We start from the raw sequence: 22,852 nt of genomic DNA, 5'->3' as shown, positions 1-22,852 counted from the left end.
TATGGGACTAAGTCAGGTCAGGTTTATTATATTCTCGAATTCCCCCAAGATGAATCTATAGAGTACTTCGATGCAGGTTATGTTGCTCAAGTTTATATTTGGGAAGATAATTCTAAACCTTGATCTTTGCGTTTAGGAAATAGTTCGATCATGGATTTGAAGTAGAAAGTTAAGTTTAATATCAATTGCCTTAACTTTTTGGAGTTGGCAATTTTTTTATATACCTCGCCTTCCTGATTCGAGGTATATCGGAAAGAAATACCATCTTTGTCACGTAGAAGCATCTCCTTGATCTGTTTTATAACTCAGTGATTAATCGGCTGTATCAGATAGAGCGATGACAGAAGAAATGAATAAGGCGACTGAATAAGTCGCCTTTATCTTTGGGAACTTTTTAGGTTGTACAATATACTATTATAATTGCCTGCTATTCAAGCATATCAACAAGTTCTTTCTTAATATCGTCGTCTATCTCTCTATATCGGGTAAATGCCCTGCTGCCTTCTGCATGTCCCGACAATGAACCAACTAAATTGGGGTCTTTCACTTTCTTATAAAGATTGCCAATAAACGTTCTACGGGCCATATGCGAAGAAGCCACTTCATAAATTGGTCGTTTTTCTTCTTTTCCTGTAGTGGGATTAAGTATGGTCACATATCTATCTATTCCACATAACCGAAGTATGTCTTTTATGTCGTCATTATACCTTTGAGCACTAATGAACGGGAATAAACGCTTTTTTGTATCAATGCCTTTATATTTTTCTATTAATTCTTTTGCACGTCCATTAAGAGGTACACGGACAACCGCAGGGCGTTCATCTTTGGTTTTATGTGGTATATATTCTACTGCTTCATTAATGATGTTACCTTGGGTCATTTTTAGTAAATCAGAAACGCGGCATCCGATTAAACACTGAAAGATGAAAATATCTCTTTGTATTGCTAATTGTGGTCGTGCTGAGAGATCAAAGTCCGCTATGATATTACGTTCGTCTAATGTTAGGTAGAAAGGGGTTCCGTACTTCTCTGTTGTATTGCCACTGTACTTTTCAAAAGGGCGATTGTTGGTTATTCCTTGTTTGTTGCACCAATTATAGAAAGCTCTAAATTTGCTGAAGAGTGCGCATATAGTATTATTGCCTCTGGGCTGAGGCTTTGGTGCTTTGCGTATCGTACCGATTACTGCCGGGATTTTTTCGTAAATCTCAGGATATTCATTATAAAGTGTATGTTCATTACGAAGAAAGCTTTCTATATCTTCGATTGTATCGGTGTCTATCTTGTTAATGTCTAGTTTAAAATCTTTTTTATAGCAAGCTGAAATGAATAGTTCATATCGCTTCAATGATCGTAAGAGTACCTGAAAGTTTCTTTCTCTAACTTCTGACAACTTCCTCTTTTGCAGATAGCTTTCCATTAGATCGAAAAAGTTATTGTTGCTTTTATGGTACTTCTCGGGATGTAGATGTTCATCTGCAAGTTGTTCCAGCTTCTCGCTCGTTATGCCTGGGGTTTCATTGTAGATAGAAAGGAGTAGTTTTTTACGATCTGATATCGCTGTATTTAACCGTATTCGGTCTTCTGTTTTGACGATGCATTTAGCTTTATATTGCTCTCTCTTTTCATCCCATAAGGAAGGTAGTATTAGGAGTTCGGATTTGTGGTATAGTTGGACATTTCGTCCATCTGAAATACGAAACCTGATATTAGCTTCTCTGTCTTTTTTGCCAGTTCTAATAAATGCTTTTACGGTTGCCATTCTTTATTGTTTTTGGTTGTGCAAATATAAGGCTTTTGCACAACATATACGCAATATTGCACAACAAAACCAAACATAATTAGGAGTAATTATTTTGTAAATGTGCATTAAATCAATAGAATATGTTTATTTCTGTTTTGCTTTGTTTTAAAAATATTACTCCCTTCGGGAGTACAAAGAAATGGCTGATAATTAAACAATTATCAGCCATTTTAGTTTTATTGACCAATTAATGTAGGAGCCGGACTAATTTCTCCCAGGATTCACATAAGGCTTGCATTGAAGGGAATAATAAATCGGCACCGGCATTCAGTAGTATTTCCCCGTTCAGAGGTCCGGTGTTGACAGCAATGGTGAATATTCCGGCTTTATGTCCGGCTTCTACACCTAAAGGGGCATTTTCGATGACAATAGCTTCATTAGGTTTCAATCCTCCTTTTTCCAATGCCATCAGATAGGGTTCCGGATTCGGCTTTCCGTATTTGACATCGAAGGCAGTCACCATCAATTCCTGACGAAACATTCCCGGAAAGTTATGCTCGAGTCTATCCAGCAGTGAGGCTTGTCCGGAACCGGTAACCACGGTCGGGATGATACCTTCCGCTTTGATTTTTTGTAGTAATTCCCATGCACCCGGCATGCGTTCGGCTTGGGGATGCTTGTTGAATTCGATGCTCTTTTCGAGATAAATGCTCTCTATTTCTTCTTGAGTGGCGTCACGTCCCAATTGACGTTGACATACGATGTTGATAGTTCCGGCCCCCGTACGGCCTTCGTGCATGTAAGCTTCTTCCTGACTTAGATTCAGTCCATGGGCCTTCATGGTCTTGTGCCATGCTTCGGCATGATAAGGCATGGAGTCGAAAAGTACGCCGTCCATATCGAAAAGCACGGATTTCAGTTGGATAGATTCATAATGATTTTGCTTGAGATATTGCGCAATTGCTTCCTGAAACATGATATATACCTATTGATTTGGAGTGCAAAGATACGATTATTTTGGTGAATCGAACAGAATATGTATTTTTGCAAAATCTATTAAGTGATATGATTGCATGAAAAAACTATTTTTCCCTTTACTGTCGTTATGCTTGCTGACTACCGCTTGCAAAGATTCTGTTCCAAGTCCTACGATCGAAATGCAGGGACTGTACGTCAATGACGGAGAGATGGATTATACCCGGCAAATGGAGGCCTTACCTCCTCTCAAAGTAGATGATGAACTCGAAATTTCGTTAAAACTGGACGGCAATGGAGAGGAGTTGAATACGTTTCTGGTAAAAGAGGAAACTCCGGGTAGTAAAGAGACTGCTGTGGAGATTGATTTTAATGATTTGCCGGAAGAGACGCTCAGTGATGATAAAGAGTTTACGGATAAGGATAATGGCAAGTTAGGGTTTAAGGATGGAGTTTCTCAGACTCAAATAGGTATCAGGGCAAAGGTGCAGCAAGTGACCGAAGATGGAGTGAAACTTAAATTCTACCTTTTCTCCAAACCTGTTAATTGTGAAGGGGCCAAGTATGAATTGGAAATCAAAACTTCCGATAAACAAGACGATTGATCTGACGGATCGGTATATAATAGAAAAGAGCGATACTTCCGATAGTACCGCTCTTTTCTATTATATACTTGTTTTATTGGGCTCTTACAGTCTTGCCTGAATAGCTTTTGATTCTTCTTCGTATCCGGGTTTGTTCAGTAAAGCAAACATGTTCTTTTTGTATGCTTCTACACCCGGCTGGTTGAACGGATTTACGCCCAGCAGATAGCCGCTGATACCGCAAGCTTTTTCGAAGAAATAGAGTAATTGTCCGATGCTGAATTCGCTCAGTTCCGGAATCACGATACGCATATTGGGAACTCCTCCGTCTACGTGAGCCAATTGGGTTCCCAATTCGGCCATTTTGTTTACTTCGTCTACGCGCTTGCCGGCCAGGAAGTTTAAGCCATCCAGGTTAGCTTCATCCGAAGGTACTTCTAACTTATGGTTCACTTTGTCTACAGAGATCACTGTTTCGAAGATTGTGCGTTCACCTTCCTGAATCCACTGACCCATCGAGTGCAGGTCTGTAGAGAAATCGACTGCTGCCGGGAAGATACCTTTATTATCTTTTCCTTCAGATTCTCCGTAAAGTTGTTTCCACCATTCGCTTACGTAGTGAAGCTTCGGGCAGAAGTTAACAAGAATCTCTATCTTCTTGCCGTTCTTGTATAACTCGTTACGAGTAGCGGCATAAATCGCTGCAGGGTTTTCTGCGAAAGGAACATCGGCTCCACAAGCTTTCTCCATGTCGGCAGCACCATTTACCAGTTGCTCGATATCGAATCCGGCTACTGCAATGGGCAATAAACCTACCGGAGTCAACACGGAAAAACGTCCTCCTACATTGTCAGGGATAATGAAAGATTTGTATCCTTCTTTATCTGCAGTAACGCGTGCCGCACCTTTCTTGGCATCTGTAACGGCTACGATTACTTTCTTTGCCATCTCTTTGCCGCGTTGATCTTCACACTGTTTCTTCAGCAGGCGGAATGCCAGAGCGGTCTCTGTAGTTGTACCGGATTTAGAGATATTGATTACACCGAATTTTTTATCTTTCAGAAACTCTGTCAGTTCGTACAGATAATCTTCACCAATATTGTGGCCGGCATAAATCATGACCGGTGCTGTTTTCTTTTCCTGTAACCAAGTGAAGCTGTTTGACAATGCCTCGATCACCGCACGGGCACCCAGGTAACTTCCTCCGATACCGGCTACGATCACTACCTCACAATTGTCTCTCAATACTTGTGCGGTAGCTTTCAGGTCGGCCAGGTGCTCTTTACTGATAGAAGAGGGCAGATGCAACCACCCCAGAAAGTCGTTACCTTTACCAGTGCCGTTTTCCAGCGCTTCCTGTGCGGCTTTTACCTGAGCTTCGTAGGCAGAAACCGATTCCTTGGAAATGAATCCAAAAGTTTTTTCAATGTTCAAACTAATCATATCTTTCTTTATTTAGGAGTTAAAGAGTTATTTGTCTGCTTCCTTGTTTATCTAAACGAGTCAGTCAGCAATTTTATTTCAATCATCGGAGATATGCGCTCATATAAGATGTTGTATACAGCATCCAGTATCGGCATATTTACGTGATGATGTTTATTGATTTCCTTAATACACTTTGTTCCATAATATCCTTCCGCTATCATCTCCATTTCGATTTGGGCACTTTTTACAGAGTATCCCTTACCGATCATGGTACCAAACGTACGGTTACGGCTGAAGTTAGAGTAGCCGGTCACCAACAAATCACCCAGATAAACAGATTCATCTACGTTTCTGTTTATCGGATGTACCGTATTTAAGAAGCGATTCATCTCTTGGATAGCGTTTGATATCAGTACGGCCTGGAAGTTGTCTCCATATTTCAAACCGCTACAGATGCCTGCTGCTATGGCATATACATTTTTCAGTACGGAACTGTATTCAATTCCTATCACGTCATCGCTAACAGAAGTCTTGATGAAACTGCTGCCCAGTCGGCGGGCAAAAACGCGTGCTTTATCCTTGTCCGGACAAGCGATGGTGAGATAAGAGAGACGTTCCAGAGCCACTTCTTCGGCATGACATGGACCGGCCAGTACGGCAATATTTTCGGGAGGAACGCCATATTCCTTGTTAAAGTATTCCGAGACAATCAGATTGTCATCGGGGACAATACCTTTGATAGCGGTAATAATGAACTTGTCTCTGATCCGTGTTTTCAGCTTTTTCAGGTGAGCTTTCAGATATGGAGAAGGGGTGACGAAGATTAGCGTATCAGACTCTTTCACCACATCATTGATGTTGGAGCTGAAATTAATGCGCTTCATGTCGAACTTTACGCCTGTCAGATAGGCTGGATTATGCCCGAGCCGTTTGAAATCGGCGATGCGGTCGTCGCGCCGCATATACCAATTGATAGACTCTTCCTGAGCCAGACACATCTTTGCGATGGCTGTAGCCCAGCTTCCTCCGCCCATTATCGCTATCTTACCGGGTAATTTCATTTCTATAAATTAAGAATTAAAAATGAAGAATGAAGAATGGTGCAGGGAAGACCGGAGGTCAAATGCTCCGGCTCCTCATCGCCATTCTTCATTCTTAATTTATTTAATTTTCTGTATCCACTCGGCTACATCGTTAACTGACGGATTGGTCAGTTCCAATTTGTATTTCTTGTTGATGCCACAAATATCCTGGTGGAATTTCTGCGGATTAACCTCTTTCATGTCGGCCACCTGATTGTATCCTGCTTTCTGGATGACAGGTACCCACTCTTCGGCAATGCCCAGTTCCATAAATTTGGAAGCACTGTCTTTCGGTACGACTTTCTCCGGACGCATCTGTGGGAAGAACAATACTTCCTGAATGGTCGACTGACCGGTCATCAGCATAGTCAGACGGTCCATACCGATACCCATACCCGAAGTAGGAGGCATACCATATTCCAATGCACGGACGAAGTCCTTATCGATGATCATCGCTTCATCATCTCCCTTTTCGCTCAGCTTCATCTGGTCTTCGAAACGTTCCAACTGGTCGATCGGATCGTTCAACTCAGAATATGCGTTACACAACTCTTTACCGTTTACCATCAATTCGAAACGTTCTGTCAGTTCAGGGTTGTCACGATGCTTCTTGGTAAGAGGAGACATCTCGATCGGGTAATCCGTGATGAATGTAGGCTGTATATAAGTGCCTTCGCAGAACTCACCGAAGATCTCATCGATCAGTTTACCTTTACCCATCGTATCATCGATTTCCATGTTCAGTTTCTTGCAAACTTCGCGAATCTGCTCTTCATTCATTCCTGTCAGATCGTAACCGGTGTGCTCTTTGATGGCTCCCAGCATAGTGACACGCTTATAGGGCGCTTTGAAATTGATGATGTTGTCGCCTACTTTTACTTCGGTAGTACCGTTTACGTCCAGACAGATCTTTTCGATCATTTTTTCAGTAAATTCCATCATCCAGTTGTAGTCTTTGTAGGCTACATATATCTCCATACAGGTGAATTCTGGATTGTGTGTACGGTCCATACCTTCGTTACGGAAGTTTTTACCGATCTCGTATACACCTTCAAAACCGCCGACAATAAGGCGTTTCAGGTAAAGCTCACTGGCGATTCGCATGTATAAAGGAATATCCAAAGCATTGTGGTGAGTCATGAACGGACGCGCGGCTGCTCCTCCGGCAATGGCCTGCAGGATCGGAGTTTCCACTTCCATGTATCCCTTTGAGTTGAAGTATTCGCGCATGGAACTGTATACTTTGCTGCGTTTGATGAAAATATCTTTAACACCTTCGTTGACAGCCAGGTCGACATAGCGCTGGCGGTAACGCAATTCAGGATCTTCAAAAGAGTCGTAAGTTACGCCGTCTTTGTATTTAACAATAGGCAGTGGTTTGATCGATTTGGCGAGTACCGTCAGCTTTTGTGCATGGATACTGATTTCGCCCATCTGTGTGCGGAATACGAAGCCTTCGATTCCGATGAAGTCGCCTAAGTCGAGCAGGCGTTTGAACACAGTGTTGTACATTTCCTTGTCTTCTCCCGGGCAAATGTCATCACGGGTGATATATACCTGGATGCGGCCTTTAGAGTCCTGCAATTCAATGAAAGAGGCTTTACCCATTATGCGGCGGCTCATCATGCGACCGGCTACGGATACCTGGCGGGGTGTCTCGTCATCTTTGAATTCGGCTTTAATATCAGTTGAGAAAGCATTGGTTACATACTCTGCTGCGGGATAGGGTTCGATGCCCATCGCGCGAAGTTCATTCAGACTGTTACGTCGGATGATTTCCTGTTCACTTAGTTCTAATATGTTCATTTCGTTAGATATTAACTCAATTTTGGAGGCAAAAATACGAAACTTTTCTTAGAAATACGGCATTGTAACTCTTATTCTTTATTCTTCACCTTTAATTCTAAATAGATTTGTATCTTTGCACCCTCAAAATAATAGGTATGACAGGACAAAAGACGCCCACTGCGCTGGGCACCGAAAAGATTGGAAAACTCTTGATGCAGTATGCCATTCCGGCTATTATCGCTATGACCGCATCTTCACTTTACAACATGGTAGACAGCATTTTTATTGGTCACGGGGTTGGTCCGATGGCTATTTCGGGGCTTGCTCTGACATTTCCGCTGATGAATCTTGCGGCGGCTTTCGGTTCGTTGGTCGGAGTGGGGGCTGCCACGCTGGTTTCGGTAAAGCTGGGACAAAAAGATTACGATACGGCGCAACGTGTGCTGGGAAATGTATTGGTGCTGAATATCATCATCGGGCTTGCTTTTACGATACTTACCCTTATTTTTCTCGATCCTATCCTTTATTTTTTCGGAGGCAGCGACGAAACTGTGGGGTATGCCCGCGATTATATGAAAGTGATACTTTATGGTAATGTCATTACCCATCTTTACCTGGGACTGAATGCCGTGCTTCGTTCGGCCGGTCATCCGCAAAAGGCAATGTATGCCACTATTGCTACAGTGGTTATCAATACGATTCTCGATCCCCTGTTTATTTACGGCTTCGGCTGGGGCATTCAAGGAGCAGCCATAGCCACTATCCTGGCACAGGTCATTTCTCTGATGTGGCAGTTCAGGCTATTCAGCAATAAGGAAGAGTTGCTCCATTTTCATCGGGGCATTTTCCGGTTGAAACGGAAAATCGTATTCGACTCGCTCGCCATCGGTATGGCTCCTTTCCTGATGAACCTTGCGTCGTGTTTTATCGTAATCCTGATTAACCAGGGGTTGAAAAAATATGGCGGAGATCTTGCTATCGGTGCGTTTGGTATTGTCAATCGTCTTGTTTTCTTGTTTGTGATGATTGTGATGGGGCTGAACCAAGGGATGCAGCCCATAGCCGGATATAATTTCGGCGCCCGGCTCTATCCCCGGGTGACCCGTGTGTTGAAGCTTACCATTTATGGAGCCACCATTGTAACAACTACGGGTTTCCTGATGGGAATGTTGATCCCCGGCTTGGCCGTATCTATCTTTACTTCCCACGAAGAATTGATCCGTCAGTCGGCCGAAGGACTTCGGATTGTGGTGCTGTTCTTTCCGATAGTCGGGTTCCAGATGGTGACGTCGAACTTCTTCCAAAGCATCGGGATGGCGAGTAAAGCTATCTTTCTGTCTATCACCCGTCAGGTGCTGATACTGATTCCCTGTCTGTTGATCCTGCCCCGGTATTTCGGTCAGACAGGCGTATGGGTAAGTATGCCTGTTTCCGACTTGATAGCCAGTCTGATCTCGGCGGGGATGTTGTGGTGGCAGTTCCGCTTGTTCCGTATCCATGACAGACAGGCTGCCTGACTTCGGTGGCAACTGCCGGAGAACGTTGCGGCGTATACCATGCGGACCGTCTTCCTTCATGCACACCTTATTCTATTCTTTCGGTTGAAGCAAAAATAAGGATTGACTACTTTCATGCCGGTGGGCTAAACAAATTGCAGCCGGCATTTGTCTTTTATCTGTAATGATCAGAAACCAATGTAGTAGTCATGAAAAAGCGAATCTGTTTTGTCCTTATCCTGTGTATCAGTCTGTTTGTTTTCTCACCTGTACATGCCCAGCAGCGTAAGAGTGTTGCTGTGGTCTTGAGTGGTGGAGGTGCCAAGGGAGTGGCCCACATCGGCGCTCTGAAAGTGATTGAAGAAGCAGGTATCCCTATCGATTATATTGTCGGAACTAGTATGGGGTCCATCATCGGCGGGCTTTATTCCATCGGTTATACTCCCCATCAGCTCGATAGCATGGTCAATCATCAGAATTGGCCTCTCTTGCTCAGCGACCGTATCAGTTGGGAAGACCAGACCATGACCGAACGTCAGAACTCGGAAACCTACGTCCTCTCTGTTCCTTTAAAGAAGAATCTGAAGGCCAATGTGTTCGGAGGCGTTATCAAAGGCCAGAATCTGGCCAATCTTTTTTCGGAACTGACAGTCGGTTATCACGACTCCATCAACTTCAATAAACTGCCTATCCCGTTTGCCTGTGTTTCGGAGAATATAGTAAACGGAGATGAAGTCGTATTTCATAACGGAGTGTTGGCTACCGCCATGCGCGCCAGTATGGCTATTCCCGGCGTATTCACTCCGGTGCGCCTGGGTGATAAGATTCTTGTGGACGGTGGCATGAAAAATAATTTCCCGACCAACATAGCCCATGCCATGGGAGCTGATGTCATTATCGGTGTCGATGTGCAGAATGATCTCCGCACTGCCGATGAACTGAACAACCTCAGTGAAATCTTCAATCAGATTATCAATCTGACCGGGCAGACCCGATACGAAGAGAATATCAAACTGGCCACTGTCTATATCAAGGTGGATGTGAAAGGGTATTCTGCTGCAAGTTTCAATATTCCCGCGCTTGATACTTTGGTGAACCGGGGCGAAGAGGCTGCCCGTGAACAGTGGACCGCTTTGCAAAAGCTGAAGAAGGAAATAGGACTGCCTGAGAACTATGTTGCCCCGCGTCATGGTCCGTTCAGTTCATTGTGGTCTTCGAAAGACATTTTTGTTAAGGAGATCACTTTTGACGGCATCGAGGATAGTGACAAGAAATGGATCATGCATCGCTGTCACCTGAAGGAAAACAGCAAGATGCGTATGGAACAGCTTTATGAAGCTCTGACCACCTTGCGCGGCAGTCAGGCTTACTCCAATGTCAGCTATAAACTGACCGACACCCCTCAGGGATATCAGTTGCACTTCATCCTGGAAGAGAAGTATGAACGTAATCTTAATCTGGGTATCCGTTTTGATTCGGAAGAGATTGCCTCGCTTCTGTTGAACGTCAGGAGCCGGCTCGATACGCGTGTTCCTTCGTGGGTTTCGGTGACGGGAAGGCTGGGAAAACGTTATCTCGCCCGGGTCGAATATACATTGGCACCGATGCAGATGCGCAATTTCAATTTTGCTTATCAGTTTGAGTACAACGATATCAATATCTACGATCACGGAAGGCGTTCCTATAACACTACTTATAAGTATCATTCGGGTGAGTTTGGATTCTCGGATGTATGGTTTCGCAACCTGCGCTTTGGCGCCGGGCTGAATTTTGAGTTCTTTAAGTATAAAGACTTTCTTTACAACACCGGCGGGCAGCGTCTGGAGGTGAAGCCCCAACACTTCTTCAGCTATTTTGCACAGTTGCATTACAATACGTACAACAAGGGATATTTCCCTTCCAAGGGGACCGATGTGCAGGGACGCTACTCGCTCTATACCGATAATCTGACACATTATAAAGGCCATGCTCCCTTCTCTGCCCTTGCGGCATCATGGGCCGGTGTCTTTTCACTGACCGATCGCTTTGCCCTGATTCCCTCTTTGTATGGGCGGGTGCTTATCGGTAAAAATATACCTTATCCGTATCTGAATGCCATGGGAGGCGAGAATTTCGGGCACTATCTGCCTCAACAACTTCCTTTTGCCGGCATCACGAATCTGGAGATTGTGGACAACTCTGTTCTGGTGACAAGCCTGAAGTTGCGGCAGCGTATCGGTAGCAAGAACTATGTCACCTTTACCGGAAACGTGGCTTTCCGGAATGATAACTTTTTTGATATCTGGGGAGCAAAACCGGTTTGGGGCGGTAGTGTGGGATATGGTTACGATAGTCTGTTCGGTCCGCTCGAGGCTTCTTTGGGATACTCCAGCAGATCTCACAAGGTGGGATTTTATGTAAATCTGGGATATGTCTTTTGATAAACCGGTTCGGGAACGAGACAGAGAGCTTGTCCCGGACCGGTCTCCTTTGCCGCAGACCACCGGATGACGCAGGCCTGAAGTTCAAGTCGGTTCGTCAGTTTACTCATGAATCCGGAGGGCTGCTGTCATCTGTCTGTAATGGGATGTATCAGATTCCTCTTTTGATCGGGCAGAGATGCCGGACAAGCTCCATGTTTTTTATGCGGTATCCGTTTCATTCGTCATCGTCAGGAATGAACTCCGGTTCCTCTTCCCGAGTCTCTTCTTCCCTGATTGTTTCGGGGCGTAACAAGTCCTTTGGGAAATATTTGGATAGTGGGTAGCGAAAGAATTTCATCCGGCTGACACGTTGGGTAAACTTGCGGTCGGCAATGAAATATACTTTGGATACCCGTACCTCGTGAGGCAATACATCTTCCGGATGCTCGAAGCCATTGCTTGTAATGGAGGCATGAAACGATCCCAACCCTCTGATGGATACGGATTCTCCATTTTTCAATATCTCTTCTATCACGTCCGGCAGATCGGTGAGGATGCTCAATACTTCCCCTTTGCTTCGTGAACTGTTTGCCGAAAGGATTTCGGCAAGGTCTTCTTCGTTCTTGCCACCTCTTTTCTGAAGTTTCCGCTGGATGGCAAAATAGAGTTCTCTGATCCCTTCGGCTGTTCTGAACTTTTTCTTTCTGACTAAATAAATGAGTCCCATAGTGCTTTGTATGAAAGGTTAATATGATTCGATGTACCGGTTACACAACTTGTACGTTACCAGTTGTACAACTCGTCGTATACCAGTTGTGCAACTCGTCATGTACCAGTTGTGCAACTCGTATTCGCTTCCTTACAAAGGTAACTAAAAAGAGATAGAAAGGAAAGAGATTGAGGACTAAATGGAGCGAATGATTGGTATAACGAGAGAAATATGGAAAGAGGAGTATGGCAAAGCCTCTGTTGAGGTCTTCACCCGCTCTGTCGCTGTGTCAAGCTCCGAAATTACATTGTCATTTCTCTCCGGATTCTGCTCAGCGACTGTGGTGTAATCCACAAATAAGAGGCTATATGCTTTAAAGGCACATTTTGTAATAGTTCGGGGTGTTCTTTGATAAGAGTCAGATAACGTTCTTTAGCTTTGGGGCTTCCGGCGCTGATCAGCCAGTTTTCGAGGCTGAGCAGTTGCCGTTCCATCAGTTGCCGTCCCAGGTTGGCGAGTCCGAGCGATGAAGCATAAAGATTGTTCAGGGTTGATCCCGGAATACAGTAGGCTATGCTATCGCACATGACTTCAATCGTGATGTGCGATGCAGTATTTTCCACATATCCCCATACCGAAAAGGCAGCTTCGCCTGCACCGGCAAACCAAATGGTAGTGTCCACTCCATCTTTCAGATAATGGGCACGCCAGATGCCCTGCTTTATCAGATACAGATTTCCGTTTTTGGAGCCTTCATGGACGATGACTTCTTTCTTTTTGAAACGGATCTCCTCCATATAGCTGAGCAGGGTTTGCGTGTCGTTTTCTGAAAGATGATAGCTGTTTCTGAACTTTTCAATAAATGTTTCCATAAGACTCTTTGCATCTGTTTGAGTGATGCAAAGATACGTATCATCGGCGAACGGTGAAAGAGTCCTTCAGGTAAATTCCGATAATAAGCAATAAGGTCAGCAGTTCGGCCAAAGGAACGGCCAGCCAAATGCCCCTTACTCCCAGCACCGGAGGCAAGAGCAGGAAACCTGCCAGCATGAACAATGTTCCCCGGAAAAGGGTGATGACAGTGGCGCGCCGGGCACGTTCGATACTTTGATAATAGCCGATGCCCACTATGTTGAGCGCAAAAAACAGATAGCCGACTGCAAAGTAAGGAATACCGTTTACCGCAATATCATAGGCTTGGTAGCTTTTATCGATAAACAGCCCGACTATCTGGTGATTGAATACCAGAGTGGCGGCAAAGAAAAAAATGCCGCAGCCTAAAGCTGTTTTCAATGCCAACCGGATGGTACGTGCGACCCGTACCGGGTTCTGTTGTCCGAAATTATAGCTGATGATGGGTTGTGCCGATTGGGCGATGGCATTGTATACCATAAAAATGATAGGAAAGAAGTAACATACAATGCTGAATGCGGCTACACCGCTTTCTCCCAAATGGCTGATAAACACATAATTCCCCAGGAACATCATGCTGGCAATGGATGCCTCGCTGATAAAGGCGGAAGATCCCAGCCTGATCATGTAGCCGATGTTACGGCAGGTAAGCCGCATGCTTTTCCAGCTCAGCTTGATACGGTAAATACCTACGTTACGGGAAAAACGGAGGAGATAAATGAGTGTCATCAATCCGCCGACCATAGTGCCCAGGCTGGTGGCAAAAGCAGCTCCCATCATTCCCCAGCCCAATTGGAAAATAAAGACATAATCGAGTATGATATTGATAATGGCCGATACGGCGTTGCACATCATGGCATAGTTGGGCGATCCGTCCAGGCGGATGTAAAACATGCCGGCGCTTAGGAGCAGGTAGAATACGAGGAAAGGTACGTACCAATTGATATACTCCACCACCAGAGGCAACAACCGTTCCGAGCTGCCGAGTAATCGGCCGATAGGCTCTGCGAAATAGCAGCAGAGTGCCGATAGCACTAGAATAAGTAAGGCCGAAAAGGCAAGTGCCTGTGTGATGTTGATACTCGCAACTTTTCGTTTACCTTGTGACAGGTGAATGGAAGCTACAACAGATGCGCCCACTCCAAACATCAGTCCGATGCCGGTGGTTATCATAAATAGCGGAGCCGTGATGTTGACCGCTGCCAGGGCATCACTGCCTATACCTTTACCGACAAATATACCGTCGGTGATTACAAACACGGCGGAAAAGACCATTCCAAGTACTGTTGGAATCAATAATTTCCTGAATAGTCTCGGAATTTCCATATTTCCGAAGTCAATGCTGTCCTTCATAAAAACAATGTTTATTTTTTTGCGGCTGCAAAGATACGACTCTGAAAATGGATAAAAGTTACCAATTGATAAGAAATGCGGCACTCTGTATATTGGTACATTATTTATTTTCTTCTTTCGGAAATAATGTGTATGTTTGCTATTGAACCAATATACAAAAGTACTATGAATGGTAATTATGTCATCAATATCGGCCGTCAGTTGGGCAGTGGCGGAAAAGAGATCGGAGAAAAATTGGCAGCCAGGTTAGGCATCGATTTCTATGATAAAGAGCTGATTAATCTGGCTTCGGAGGAAAGCGGACTCTGTCGGGAGTTTTTCGAGAAAGCCGACGAGAAAGCCTCTCAGGGTATTATCGGCGGGTTGTTTGGGATGCGTTTTCCTTTTATTAGTGATGGTGCCATGCCTTGCACCAATTGCCTGAGCAATGATGCTCTTTTTAAAATCCAGAGTGATGTCATCCGGCATCTTGCGGCAAATAAATCCTGTGTGTTTGTGGGGCGGTGTGCCGATTACATCTTGCGTGAACATCCCCGTTGTGCCAATATTTTCATTTCTGCTTCGCAAGAGGATCGTATAGCCCGTCTGTGTCGCATCCACGGAATTTCTGAAGAAGCAGCCGCAGAAAAAATGAATAAGGCGGATAAGAAGCGTTCAGAATATTATAATTACTATAGCTATAAAACCTGGGGAGCAGCTGCGACCTATCATCTTTGCATCGATTCTTCGGTATTGGGAATTGATGAAACGGTAAGGTTTATAGAAGAATTTGTGGTGAAGAAACTGGCTTTGTAATAGAAGCTGTTACCATATAGAAATGGCCAATTACTATGTAAATAAAAACATGGTAACTGGCCATTGCTGTATCAGGGTGTATCGTTATCACATCATTAGCAACAATATCATTTGTCCCGCAAGGATACGGAGAAACATCGATAGCGGATATACGGTAGAATAACCTACTGCCGGTGCGTCGCTACCGGTTGCCTGATTGGAATAGGCCAATGCGGGAGGGTCGGTATTGCTACCCGCAATCAATCCCATCAGCATGAAGTAATTGATTTTATAATACGAACGTGCTATGACCCCGATTATCAGCAAAGGAATAATCGTGATCAGGAAACCGCAACCTACATAAAGCAGACCATCTCCATGGATTACCGTATCCACGAAATTTGCTCCGGCTTCGATACCTACACTGGCAAGGAAGAGAACGATACCGATTTCACGTATCATCAGGTTGGCGCTTTGAGTTGTATAAGTTACCAGATGTAGTTTGTGTCCGAAACGTCCTATCAGAATGGCTACCACCAGCGGTCCGCCGGCAAGGCCGAGCTTGACAGGAGTCGGCATACCCGGAAATGCAATGGGAAGACTACCGCACAGGATACCCAGGAAGATGCCCACAAACAATGTGATAATGTTCGGTTCGTTGAGGCGTTTCAAAGAGTTACCAAGTACACTGGCTACCCGTTCTACAGCGTCTTCGGAGCCTACTACCATGACACGGTCACCCACTTGCAGTATCAGGTTGGGGTTAGCAAACAGGTCGACACCCGAACGGTTGACACGGGTAATGTTGACATTATACATGCTGCGGAAGTTCAGCATACCGAGCTTCTTTCCGTTTATTTCCGGTTTGGTTACCAAGATACGACGTGATACCATCGGCATATCCTGTTTCTCCCAGTCTACTTGCACTTCGCGTCCGATAAAGGCTACAATGGCATCTGAATCTTCTTCTGAACATACCACAAATAACTGGTCATTCTGTTCCAGGATAGTGCCGTGGTTTGGAATGCTGACGTGCCCGTTTTTACGGATGCGCGAACAAACAAACGGACGTCCGAGGAAGCTGCTGATTGTGCCCAGGGTTTTTCCGTAGATGGCTTCGTTGTGTACTTCCAGACTCATAAGGTGTGGCTTGTGGTGAGTGCCGTCAGTCTCTTGATTCCAGTTCTCTTCTTCTTTGGCGAAGTTGATGCGGAAGATGTAACGCACTGCGATGATAGAGCCTATGATACCTACTACTCCCAACGGATAAGCACAGGCATAACCTAATGCAATCTGCGGACCGGAATAACTCAATTGATTCAGTGCTTCTTGTGCGGCACCGAGTCCCGGGGTGTTTGTGACTGCGCCGTACAGGATACCTACCATCATGGGGAGCTCGATTCTGCCTCCCAGAATGAAATAGAGCGCCATTGCTACGGCAATGTTCAATACCACAATTCCTACGGCCAGCATGTTTAGGGTCATTCCGCCTTTCTTAAATGAAGAGAAGAAAGAAGGCCCCACCTGAAGACCGATACAGAATACGAACAATATCAATCCGAATTCGCGGATGAAATGTAGGATATGGGTATCGCCTGTGAAGCCAAAATGTCCCATTAGGATGCCGGCAAACAAAACAAAGGTAACCCCTAAAGAGACTCCGAAGATCTTGATCTTTCCCAAATAGACACCTGCCGCCACTACGAAAGCGTAGAGGAAGACGATGTGGGCTACGGAGTTGGGGTTCCATAATAAATCTTGTAACCAATCCATAATATAGTAGTTTATAATTTTATGTAAACGGGTGCAAAATTAGCTATAACCTCGGAGGTAATCAAATATTTGCCTGCCTTTTATTTGGGGAAGTCACAGGGGTAGCAGGTAGTGCGAATTTTCCCTAAAAAAAGCGTGAGGTTTAGAGTATTTCAGTATATTTGCAAGTCGCAATCTTACATTTTGATTAAAGAATTAGAGACATAAATTGAGATAACAATCTTATTTTAATTTAAAATAAATAAACTATGGCAGACAGTAAAGAAAAACTCTTCTCAGATTTTTCTCCTGTTTCCACCGAGAAGTGGATGGAGAAGGTCACAGCTGACCTGAAAGGAGCTGATTTTGAGAAGAAACTCGTTTGGAAGACAAACGAAGGATTCAAGGTAAAACCTTTCTACCGGATGGAAGACCTGGAAGGACTTAAAACAACCGATGCGCTTCCCGGAGAATTCCCTTATTTAAGAGGCACGAAGAAGAATAGTAATGAGTGGTTGGTTCGTCAGGAGATTAAGGTGGAATCTCCGAAAGAAGCCAATGCGAAAGCTCTGGATATTCTGAACAAAGGCATCGATTCTCTTTCTTTCCATGTAAAAGCAAAAGAACTCAATGCGGAATACATTGAGACATTGTTGAACGACATTTGTGCAGAATGTGTTGAACTGAATTTTTCTACCTGTCAGGGACATGTAGTGGAGCTTGCCGATTTGTTGGTAGCTTATTTCCAGAAAAAGGATTATGATTTGACGAAGTTGCAAGGCTCTATCAATTATGACTTCTTCAATAAGATGCTGGCCAAAGGCAAAGAAAAGGGAAACATGGTGCAAACAGCCAAAGCCCTGATCGAGGCTACTGCACAATTACCCAAATATCGTGTGCTGAATGTGAATGCACTGACCCTGAATAATGCGGGTGCTTATATTTCTCAGGAACTGGGATATGCATTGGCATGGGGTAATGAATATATGAATCAGTTGACTGAAGCCGAGATTCCCGCTGCCATCGTGGCTAAGAAAATTAAGTTTAATTTTGGTATCAGTTCTAATTATTTCCTTGAAATTGCAAAATTCCGTGCTGCCCGTATGTTGTGGGCAAACATTGTGGCTTCTTACAATCCCGAATGTCTGCGTGATTGCGAAAACAAGGGACCTAACGGTGAGTGCCGTTGTGCTGCCAAGATGAAGGTACATGCCGAAACATCTACTTTCAATCTGACATTGTTTGATGCTCACGTGAATCTGCTTCGTACACAAACAGAAGCAATGTCTGCTGCATTGGGAGGCGTAGATTCAATGACGGTAGTTCCTTTCGATAAAACCTATGAAACTCCCGATGAATTCTCCGAACGTCTGGCCCGCAACCAGCAGTTGCTGTTGAAAGAAGAATCACACTTCGATAAAGTGATTGACCCGGCAGCCGGTTCTTACTATATTGAAAACCTTACGGTATCTATCGCTAAGCAGGCATGGGAAATCTTCCTTGCCGTTGAAGAAGAAGGCGGCTTCTATGCTGCTTTGAAAGCCGGTACTGTTCAGGCGGCTGTAAACGAAAGTAACAAAGCGCGCCATAAAGCGGTGGCTCAGCGTCGTGAAGTCCTGTTGGGTACTAACCAGTTCCCTAATTTCAATGAAAAAGCCGGTGATAAGAAACCGGTAGAAGCGACCTGTTGTTGTGGCGGGCACGATACTTGCGAAAAAGATGTTGCTACATTGAACTTCGATCGTGCTGCAAGTCAATTTGAGGCATTACGCCTGGAAACGGAAGCCAGCGGCAAACGTCCGAAGGCCTTTATGCTGACAATCGGTAATCTGGCTATGCGTCAGGCACGTGCACAATACTCCTGTAACTTCCTGGCTTGTGCCGGATATGAGGTGATTGATAATCTTGGTTTTGAAACGGTTGAAGCAGGCGTGGAAGCAGCGATGGCTGCCAAAGCTGATATTGTGGTGCTTTGCTCAAGCGATGACGAATATGCAGAGTACGCTATTCCGGCCTTCCGGGCCTTGAACGGTCGTGCCATGTTCATCATTGCCGGAAATCCGGAATGTGCCGAAGAGCTGAAAGCTGCCGGTATCGAGAACTTCATCCATGTACGTGTCAATGTACTGGAAACACTTAAAGAGTTCAACGCTAAATTATTGAAGTAAGATGAGAAAAGATTTTAAAAACTTAGATATCTACGCAGCATTCCAGCCCGCTAACGGTGCGGAATGGCAAAAGGCTAACGGAATCGAAGCCAACTGGAAGACTCCGGAACACATCTGCGTAAAGCCTGTTTATACCAAAGAAGACCTTGAAGGAATGGAACACCTGGACTATGCTGCCGGTCTTCCTCCCTATTTGCGTGGTCCGTATTCAGTGATGTATACTCTTCGTCCCTGGACTATCCGCCAGTATGCCGGATTCTCTACAGCTGAAGAGTCAAATGCTTTCTATCGCCGTAACTTGGCTTCCGGACAGAAAGGTCTGTCGGTTGCGTTCGACTTGGCTACACACCGCGGCTATGACCCCGACCACGAACGTGTGGTAGGTGATGTGGGTAAGGCCGGTGTATCCATCTGTTCACTCGAGAATATGAAAGTCTTGTTTGATGGTATCCCTTTGAACAAGATGTCCGTATCTATGACTATGAACGGTGCTGTACTCCCGATCATGGCATTCTATATCAATGCCGGACTGGAACAAGGAGCTAAACTCGAGGAGATGGCCGGTACGATCCAGAATGATATTTTGAAAGAATTTATGGTGCGTAATACTTATATTTATCCACCTGCATTCTCAATGAAAATCATCTCTGATATTTTTGAATATACCTCACAGAAGATGCCGAAGTTCAACTCTATCTCTATCTCCGGTTATCATATGCAGGAGGCTGGTGCGACAGCCGATATCGAATTGGCTTACACATTGGCTGACGGTTTGGAATATCTCCGTGCAGGTGTTGCCGCAGGTATCGATATTGATGCTTTTGCTCCGCGTCTCTCTTTCTTCTGGGCCATTGGAACGAATCACTTTATGGAAATTGCCAAAATGCGTGCAGCACGTATGTTATGGGCGAAGATTGTGAAGCAATTCAATCCGAAGAACCCGAAATCTCTAGCACTGCGTACGCACTCTCAGACTTCCGGTTGGTCATTGACAGAACAAGATCCGTTCAACAATGTGGGACGTACTTGTATCGAAGCCATGGCTGCTGCACTGGGACATACCCAGTCGTTGCATACCAATGCTCTCGATGAAGCTATTGCTTTGCCGACAGACTTTTCTGCACGTATTGCCCGTAATACTCAGATCTATATTCAGGAAGAGACTTATATCTGCAAGAACGTTGACCCGTGGGGTGGATCTTATTATGTGGAATCTCTGACCAATGAATTGGCTCACAGTGCTTGGGAGCATATTCAGGAAATCGAGAAGTTGGGAGGTATGGCAAAGGCTATCGAGACCGGTATTCCGAAAATGCGTATCGAAGAAGCGGCTGCCCGTGCACAAGCACGTATCGACAGCGGATCGCAGACCATTGTCGGTGTAAATAAGTATCGTCTTGAAAAAGAAGATCCGATTGATATTCTTGAAGTAGACAATACTGCTGTTCGTAAAGAGCAGATCGAGAACCTGAAACGTTTGAAAGAAGGTCGTAATCAGGCCGAAGTGGACAAGGCACTGGCCGCTATCACTGAATGTGTGAAAACCGGTAAGGGCAATTTGCTCGAGTTGGCGGTAGAAGCTGCCCGTGTTCGTGCTACATTGGGTGAAATCTCGTATGCTTGCGAACAAATAGTAGGACGTTATAAAGCAATAATCAGAACTATATCAGGCGTGTATTCATCAGAAAGCAAAGGCGACGCTGACTTTAAGCGCGCTTGCGAACTCACTGAGAAGTTTGCAAAGAAAGAGGGACGTCAACCCCGTATTATGGTTGCAAAGATGGGCCAGGACGGTCACGATCGTGGTGCCAAAGTAGTAGCTACCGGATATGCCGATTGTGGCTTCGACGTGGATATGGGACCGTTGTTCCAGACTCCTGCCGAAGCAGCTCGTGAGGCGGTAGAGAATGATGTTCACGTAGTGGGAGTTTCTTCGTTAGCTGCCGGACACAAGACCTTGGTTCCGCAGATTATTGAAGAACTGAAAAAACTGGGACGTGAAGATATCGTAGTAATTGCCGGTGGTGTAATACCTGCTCAGGATTACGATTTCTTGTATAAAGCTGGTGTGGCTGCTATTTTTGGTCCGGGTACTCCGGTGGCCAAGGCTGCTTGTCAGATTCTGGAAATCCTGATGGATGAGGATTAAAGACCATCTTTAAAGAATGACAATAAAGAGGCGAAGTATGAAAAATACTTCGCCTCTTTTGGGTTCTATCCGTTGGCTTATTATCGGATGTTTGTCCTTTGCGCTTTATTGAATAGCTTGTCTGGCAAAAGAGAATGCGAGTGCATTAACTTCTGTCTTTAGGTTTTGAGGCAGGTAGACACGTACTCGGTTATTCTTTATTTCCCATTTTACTTTTTTCCCGTTCTGTAAACAATAGATGGCACTTCTTTTTGCAGGGATATTGTTTTCCCATTCTATATAGTCGGGAAACTTTTCAGTTTCCGGATTACTATATAATGCATACATCGTTTTTCCATCTTTATTCATGGTAAACCAGATACCTTCACTATAATATTGGGGTGTTGTAACAGTGTTGTAGATAGCCGTACCATTCTTCTTCATCCATCCTCCTATGGTTTGCAGACGGCTGACAATCTCATCCTGTAATATCCCTTCGGGGGTAGGACCTACACCAAGTAATAAACTTCCTCCTTTTGCTACGATTTCCATTAGTTTTGCTATTACTGTAACTGGTGATTTGAATACTGCATGCGGAGTATATCCCCAGTCTACTCCCAGTGTCATACAAGTTTCCCACGGGTAGGGGAGTTGTTTGTCCGGAATTTGCTGTTCCGGGGTCTGATAGTTTTCATATTTGCCATGGATGGTACGGTCTACGAATAAAATACCCGGTTGTGCCTGTCGTGCCATTTGTGAAATACGGTCCATGTCTAAAACTGACTTCGTTCCGGGATTGTTTACCCATCCGCCGTCTAACCATAAAATGTCGATCGGACCGTAGTTATGCATTAACTCTCCGATTTGATTGTAAGTGAACTCTTTGAACTGATTCCAACGCCAGGGATTCTTGTCAATGTTGTAATTTTGTGTACGTCGGGGAGTGGCGTAGCGCGGCCACCAATAATATTCCGAATGCCAGTCCGGTTTAGAAAAATAGGCTCCTACCATTAAATCATTGTTACGGAAAGCCTCAAACACGTATTTGGCAACGTCTGCCCGGGGATCTGTTTGGAAGGAGCCTTTGGCTATTGAAAAATCGGAGAAAGCCGTATTGAACATATTGAATCCGTCGTGGTGCTTAGTTGTAAATATTGCATAGCGCATACCTGCTGACTTCGCCGCTTGTGCCCATTGCTCCGGATCGAAACGGGTAGGATTGAATGAATCTTTCAGCCCCCAATACCATTTTTTGTAGTCTTCATAGGCCATAGTGCTGTCGCGTGGAATCCAATCTGCCTCTTCCGAACAGATAGACCATGATTCTACGATTCCTGCAACGGAATATAAACCCCAGTGAATCAGCATTCCAAATTTCTGGTCCTGCCAGTGATGTAGTTTTTGTATTACCAGACTATCTTCAGGAGGCGTATATTGGTCGGAACGTTCGTGAACGTATTGTGCTTTCATATTGAAAGCAAATGCAAGGAATAAGGTAAATGCCAATAATAATTTGTAGCTTTTCATGTTTTTTCGGATTTTAAAGATTATACGAAGCAA

The 22,852-nt window shown here is 44.7% G+C and carries 16 protein-coding genes; 6 read left to right on the top strand and 10 right to left on the bottom strand.

Annotated elements, in window-relative coordinates:
* Positions 1-427 precede the first annotated feature (427 nt).
* Together BSHG_RS18300 and BSHG_RS18305 are read right to left on the bottom strand one after the other, a co-directional pair.
* A complete protein-coding gene (locus tag BSHG_RS18300; RefSeq protein WP_008657529.1) occupies positions 428-1,762 on the bottom strand; it encodes a site-specific integrase in 1,335 nt (444 codons plus the stop codon).
* A 229-nt stretch (positions 1,763-1,991) separates the two neighbouring features.
* Positions 1,992-2,720, bottom strand: coding sequence for an HAD family hydrolase (locus tag BSHG_RS18305; protein ID WP_008657527.1), 729 nt, complete (start codon positions 2,718-2,720; stop codon positions 1,992-1,994).
* A gap of 97 nt (positions 2,721-2,817) precedes the next feature.
* Here BSHG_RS18305 and BSHG_RS18310 point away from each other — a divergent pair, with 97 nt between their 5' ends.
* A complete protein-coding gene (locus BSHG_RS18310) occupies positions 2,818-3,324 on the top strand; it encodes a DUF5035 family protein (protein ID WP_005798172.1) in 507 nt (168 codons plus the stop codon).
* An 84-nt stretch (positions 3,325-3,408) separates the two neighbouring features.
* On the opposite strand, the gene BSHG_RS18315 is transcribed toward BSHG_RS18310, so the two are convergent.
* From BSHG_RS18315 to lysS, 3 genes are all read right to left on the bottom strand, one after another.
* Positions 3,409-4,746, bottom strand: a complete 1,338-nt coding sequence (locus BSHG_RS18315) for a glucose-6-phosphate isomerase (protein WP_005790898.1) — start codon at positions 4,744-4,746, stop codon at positions 3,409-3,411.
* Between the two features lie 47 nt (positions 4,747-4,793).
* The gene (locus BSHG_RS18320; RefSeq protein WP_005781396.1) at positions 4,794-5,789 is read right to left on the bottom strand and encodes an NAD(P)H-dependent glycerol-3-phosphate dehydrogenase; all 996 of its coding nucleotides are present in this window, start codon (positions 5,787-5,789) and stop codon (positions 4,794-4,796) included.
* A gap of 99 nt (positions 5,790-5,888) precedes the next feature.
* A complete protein-coding gene (lysS, locus tag BSHG_RS18325) occupies positions 5,889-7,616 on the bottom strand; it encodes a lysine--tRNA ligase (protein ID WP_005790897.1) in 1,728 nt (575 codons plus the stop codon).
* Positions 7,617-7,723: 107 nt separating this feature from the next.
* On the opposite strand from lysS, the gene BSHG_RS18330 reads away from it, so the two are divergent.
* Together BSHG_RS18330 and BSHG_RS18335 are read left to right on the top strand one after the other, a co-directional pair.
* Entirely contained in the window at positions 7,724-9,115 is a 1,392-nt protein-coding gene (locus BSHG_RS18330; RefSeq protein ID WP_005790896.1) for an MATE family efflux transporter, read from the top strand.
* A 188-nt stretch (positions 9,116-9,303) separates the two neighbouring features.
* On the top strand, positions 9,304-11,514 hold the full coding sequence (locus BSHG_RS18335; protein ID WP_008657525.1) for a patatin-like phospholipase family protein: 2,211 nt from the start codon (positions 9,304-9,306) through the stop codon (positions 11,512-11,514).
* A gap of 217 nt (positions 11,515-11,731) precedes the next feature.
* Here BSHG_RS18335 and BSHG_RS18340 read toward each other — a convergent pair whose 3' ends face one another.
* The 3 genes from BSHG_RS18340 to BSHG_RS18350 all read right to left on the bottom strand — a co-directional run bounded on the left by BSHG_RS18340 (position 11,732) and on the right by BSHG_RS18350 (position 14,470).
* Entirely contained in the window at positions 11,732-12,223 is a 492-nt protein-coding gene (locus BSHG_RS18340; protein ID WP_008657524.1) for an HU family DNA-binding protein, read from the bottom strand.
* Positions 12,224-12,507: 284 nt separating this feature from the next.
* Complete coding sequence (locus BSHG_RS18345; protein ID WP_008657523.1) at positions 12,508-13,077, bottom strand: Crp/Fnr family transcriptional regulator; 570 nt, start codon at positions 13,075-13,077, stop codon at positions 12,508-12,510.
* Between the two features lie 40 nt (positions 13,078-13,117).
* Positions 13,118-14,470: an MATE family efflux transporter gene (locus tag BSHG_RS18350; RefSeq protein ID WP_008657522.1), complete on the bottom strand. Its 1,353-nt coding sequence runs from the start codon at positions 14,468-14,470 to the stop codon at positions 13,118-13,120.
* Between the two features lie 165 nt (positions 14,471-14,635).
* Between BSHG_RS18350 and BSHG_RS18355 the strand changes: the two genes are divergently transcribed.
* Positions 14,636-15,265 carry an AAA family ATPase gene (locus BSHG_RS18355; RefSeq protein ID WP_011203450.1) on the top strand — a complete coding sequence of 210 codons (630 nt, stop codon included), beginning with the start codon at positions 14,636-14,638 and terminating at the stop codon, positions 15,263-15,265.
* 87 nt (positions 15,266-15,352) lie between these two features.
* Here the strand turns inward: BSHG_RS18355 and BSHG_RS18360 are convergent, their stop codons facing one another.
* Positions 15,353-17,017, bottom strand: a complete 1,665-nt coding sequence (locus BSHG_RS18360; protein ID WP_005790885.1) for a putative transporter — start codon at positions 17,015-17,017, stop codon at positions 15,353-15,355.
* Between the two features lie 248 nt (positions 17,018-17,265).
* Here BSHG_RS18360 and mutA point away from each other — a divergent pair, with 248 nt between their 5' ends.
* Together mutA and scpA are read left to right on the top strand one after the other, a co-directional pair.
* Positions 17,266-19,164 carry a methylmalonyl-CoA mutase small subunit gene (mutA, locus tag BSHG_RS18365; RefSeq protein ID WP_005790884.1) on the top strand — a complete coding sequence of 633 codons (1,899 nt, stop codon included), beginning with the start codon at positions 17,266-17,268 and terminating at the stop codon, positions 19,162-19,164.
* 1 nt (position 19,165) lies between these two features.
* Positions 19,166-21,313, top strand: coding sequence for a methylmalonyl-CoA mutase (gene scpA / locus BSHG_RS18370; protein ID WP_005790883.1), 2,148 nt, complete (start codon positions 19,166-19,168; stop codon positions 21,311-21,313).
* Positions 21,314-21,418: 105 nt separating this feature from the next.
* On the opposite strand, the gene BSHG_RS18375 is transcribed toward scpA, so the two are convergent.
* Positions 21,419-22,819, bottom strand: a complete 1,401-nt coding sequence (locus BSHG_RS18375; protein WP_008657519.1) for an alpha-L-fucosidase — start codon at positions 22,817-22,819, stop codon at positions 21,419-21,421.
* Positions 22,820-22,852: the final 33 nt, after the last annotated feature.

Origin of the sequence: Bacteroides sp. 3_2_5, from assembly GCF_000159855.2 — a bacterium.
Lineage (GTDB): Bacteria > Bacteroidota > Bacteroidia > Bacteroidales > Bacteroidaceae > Bacteroides > Bacteroides fragilis.
The sequence above is the reverse complement of the archived record's forward strand: the minus strand, read 5'-3'. Positions and strand labels throughout refer to the sequence as shown.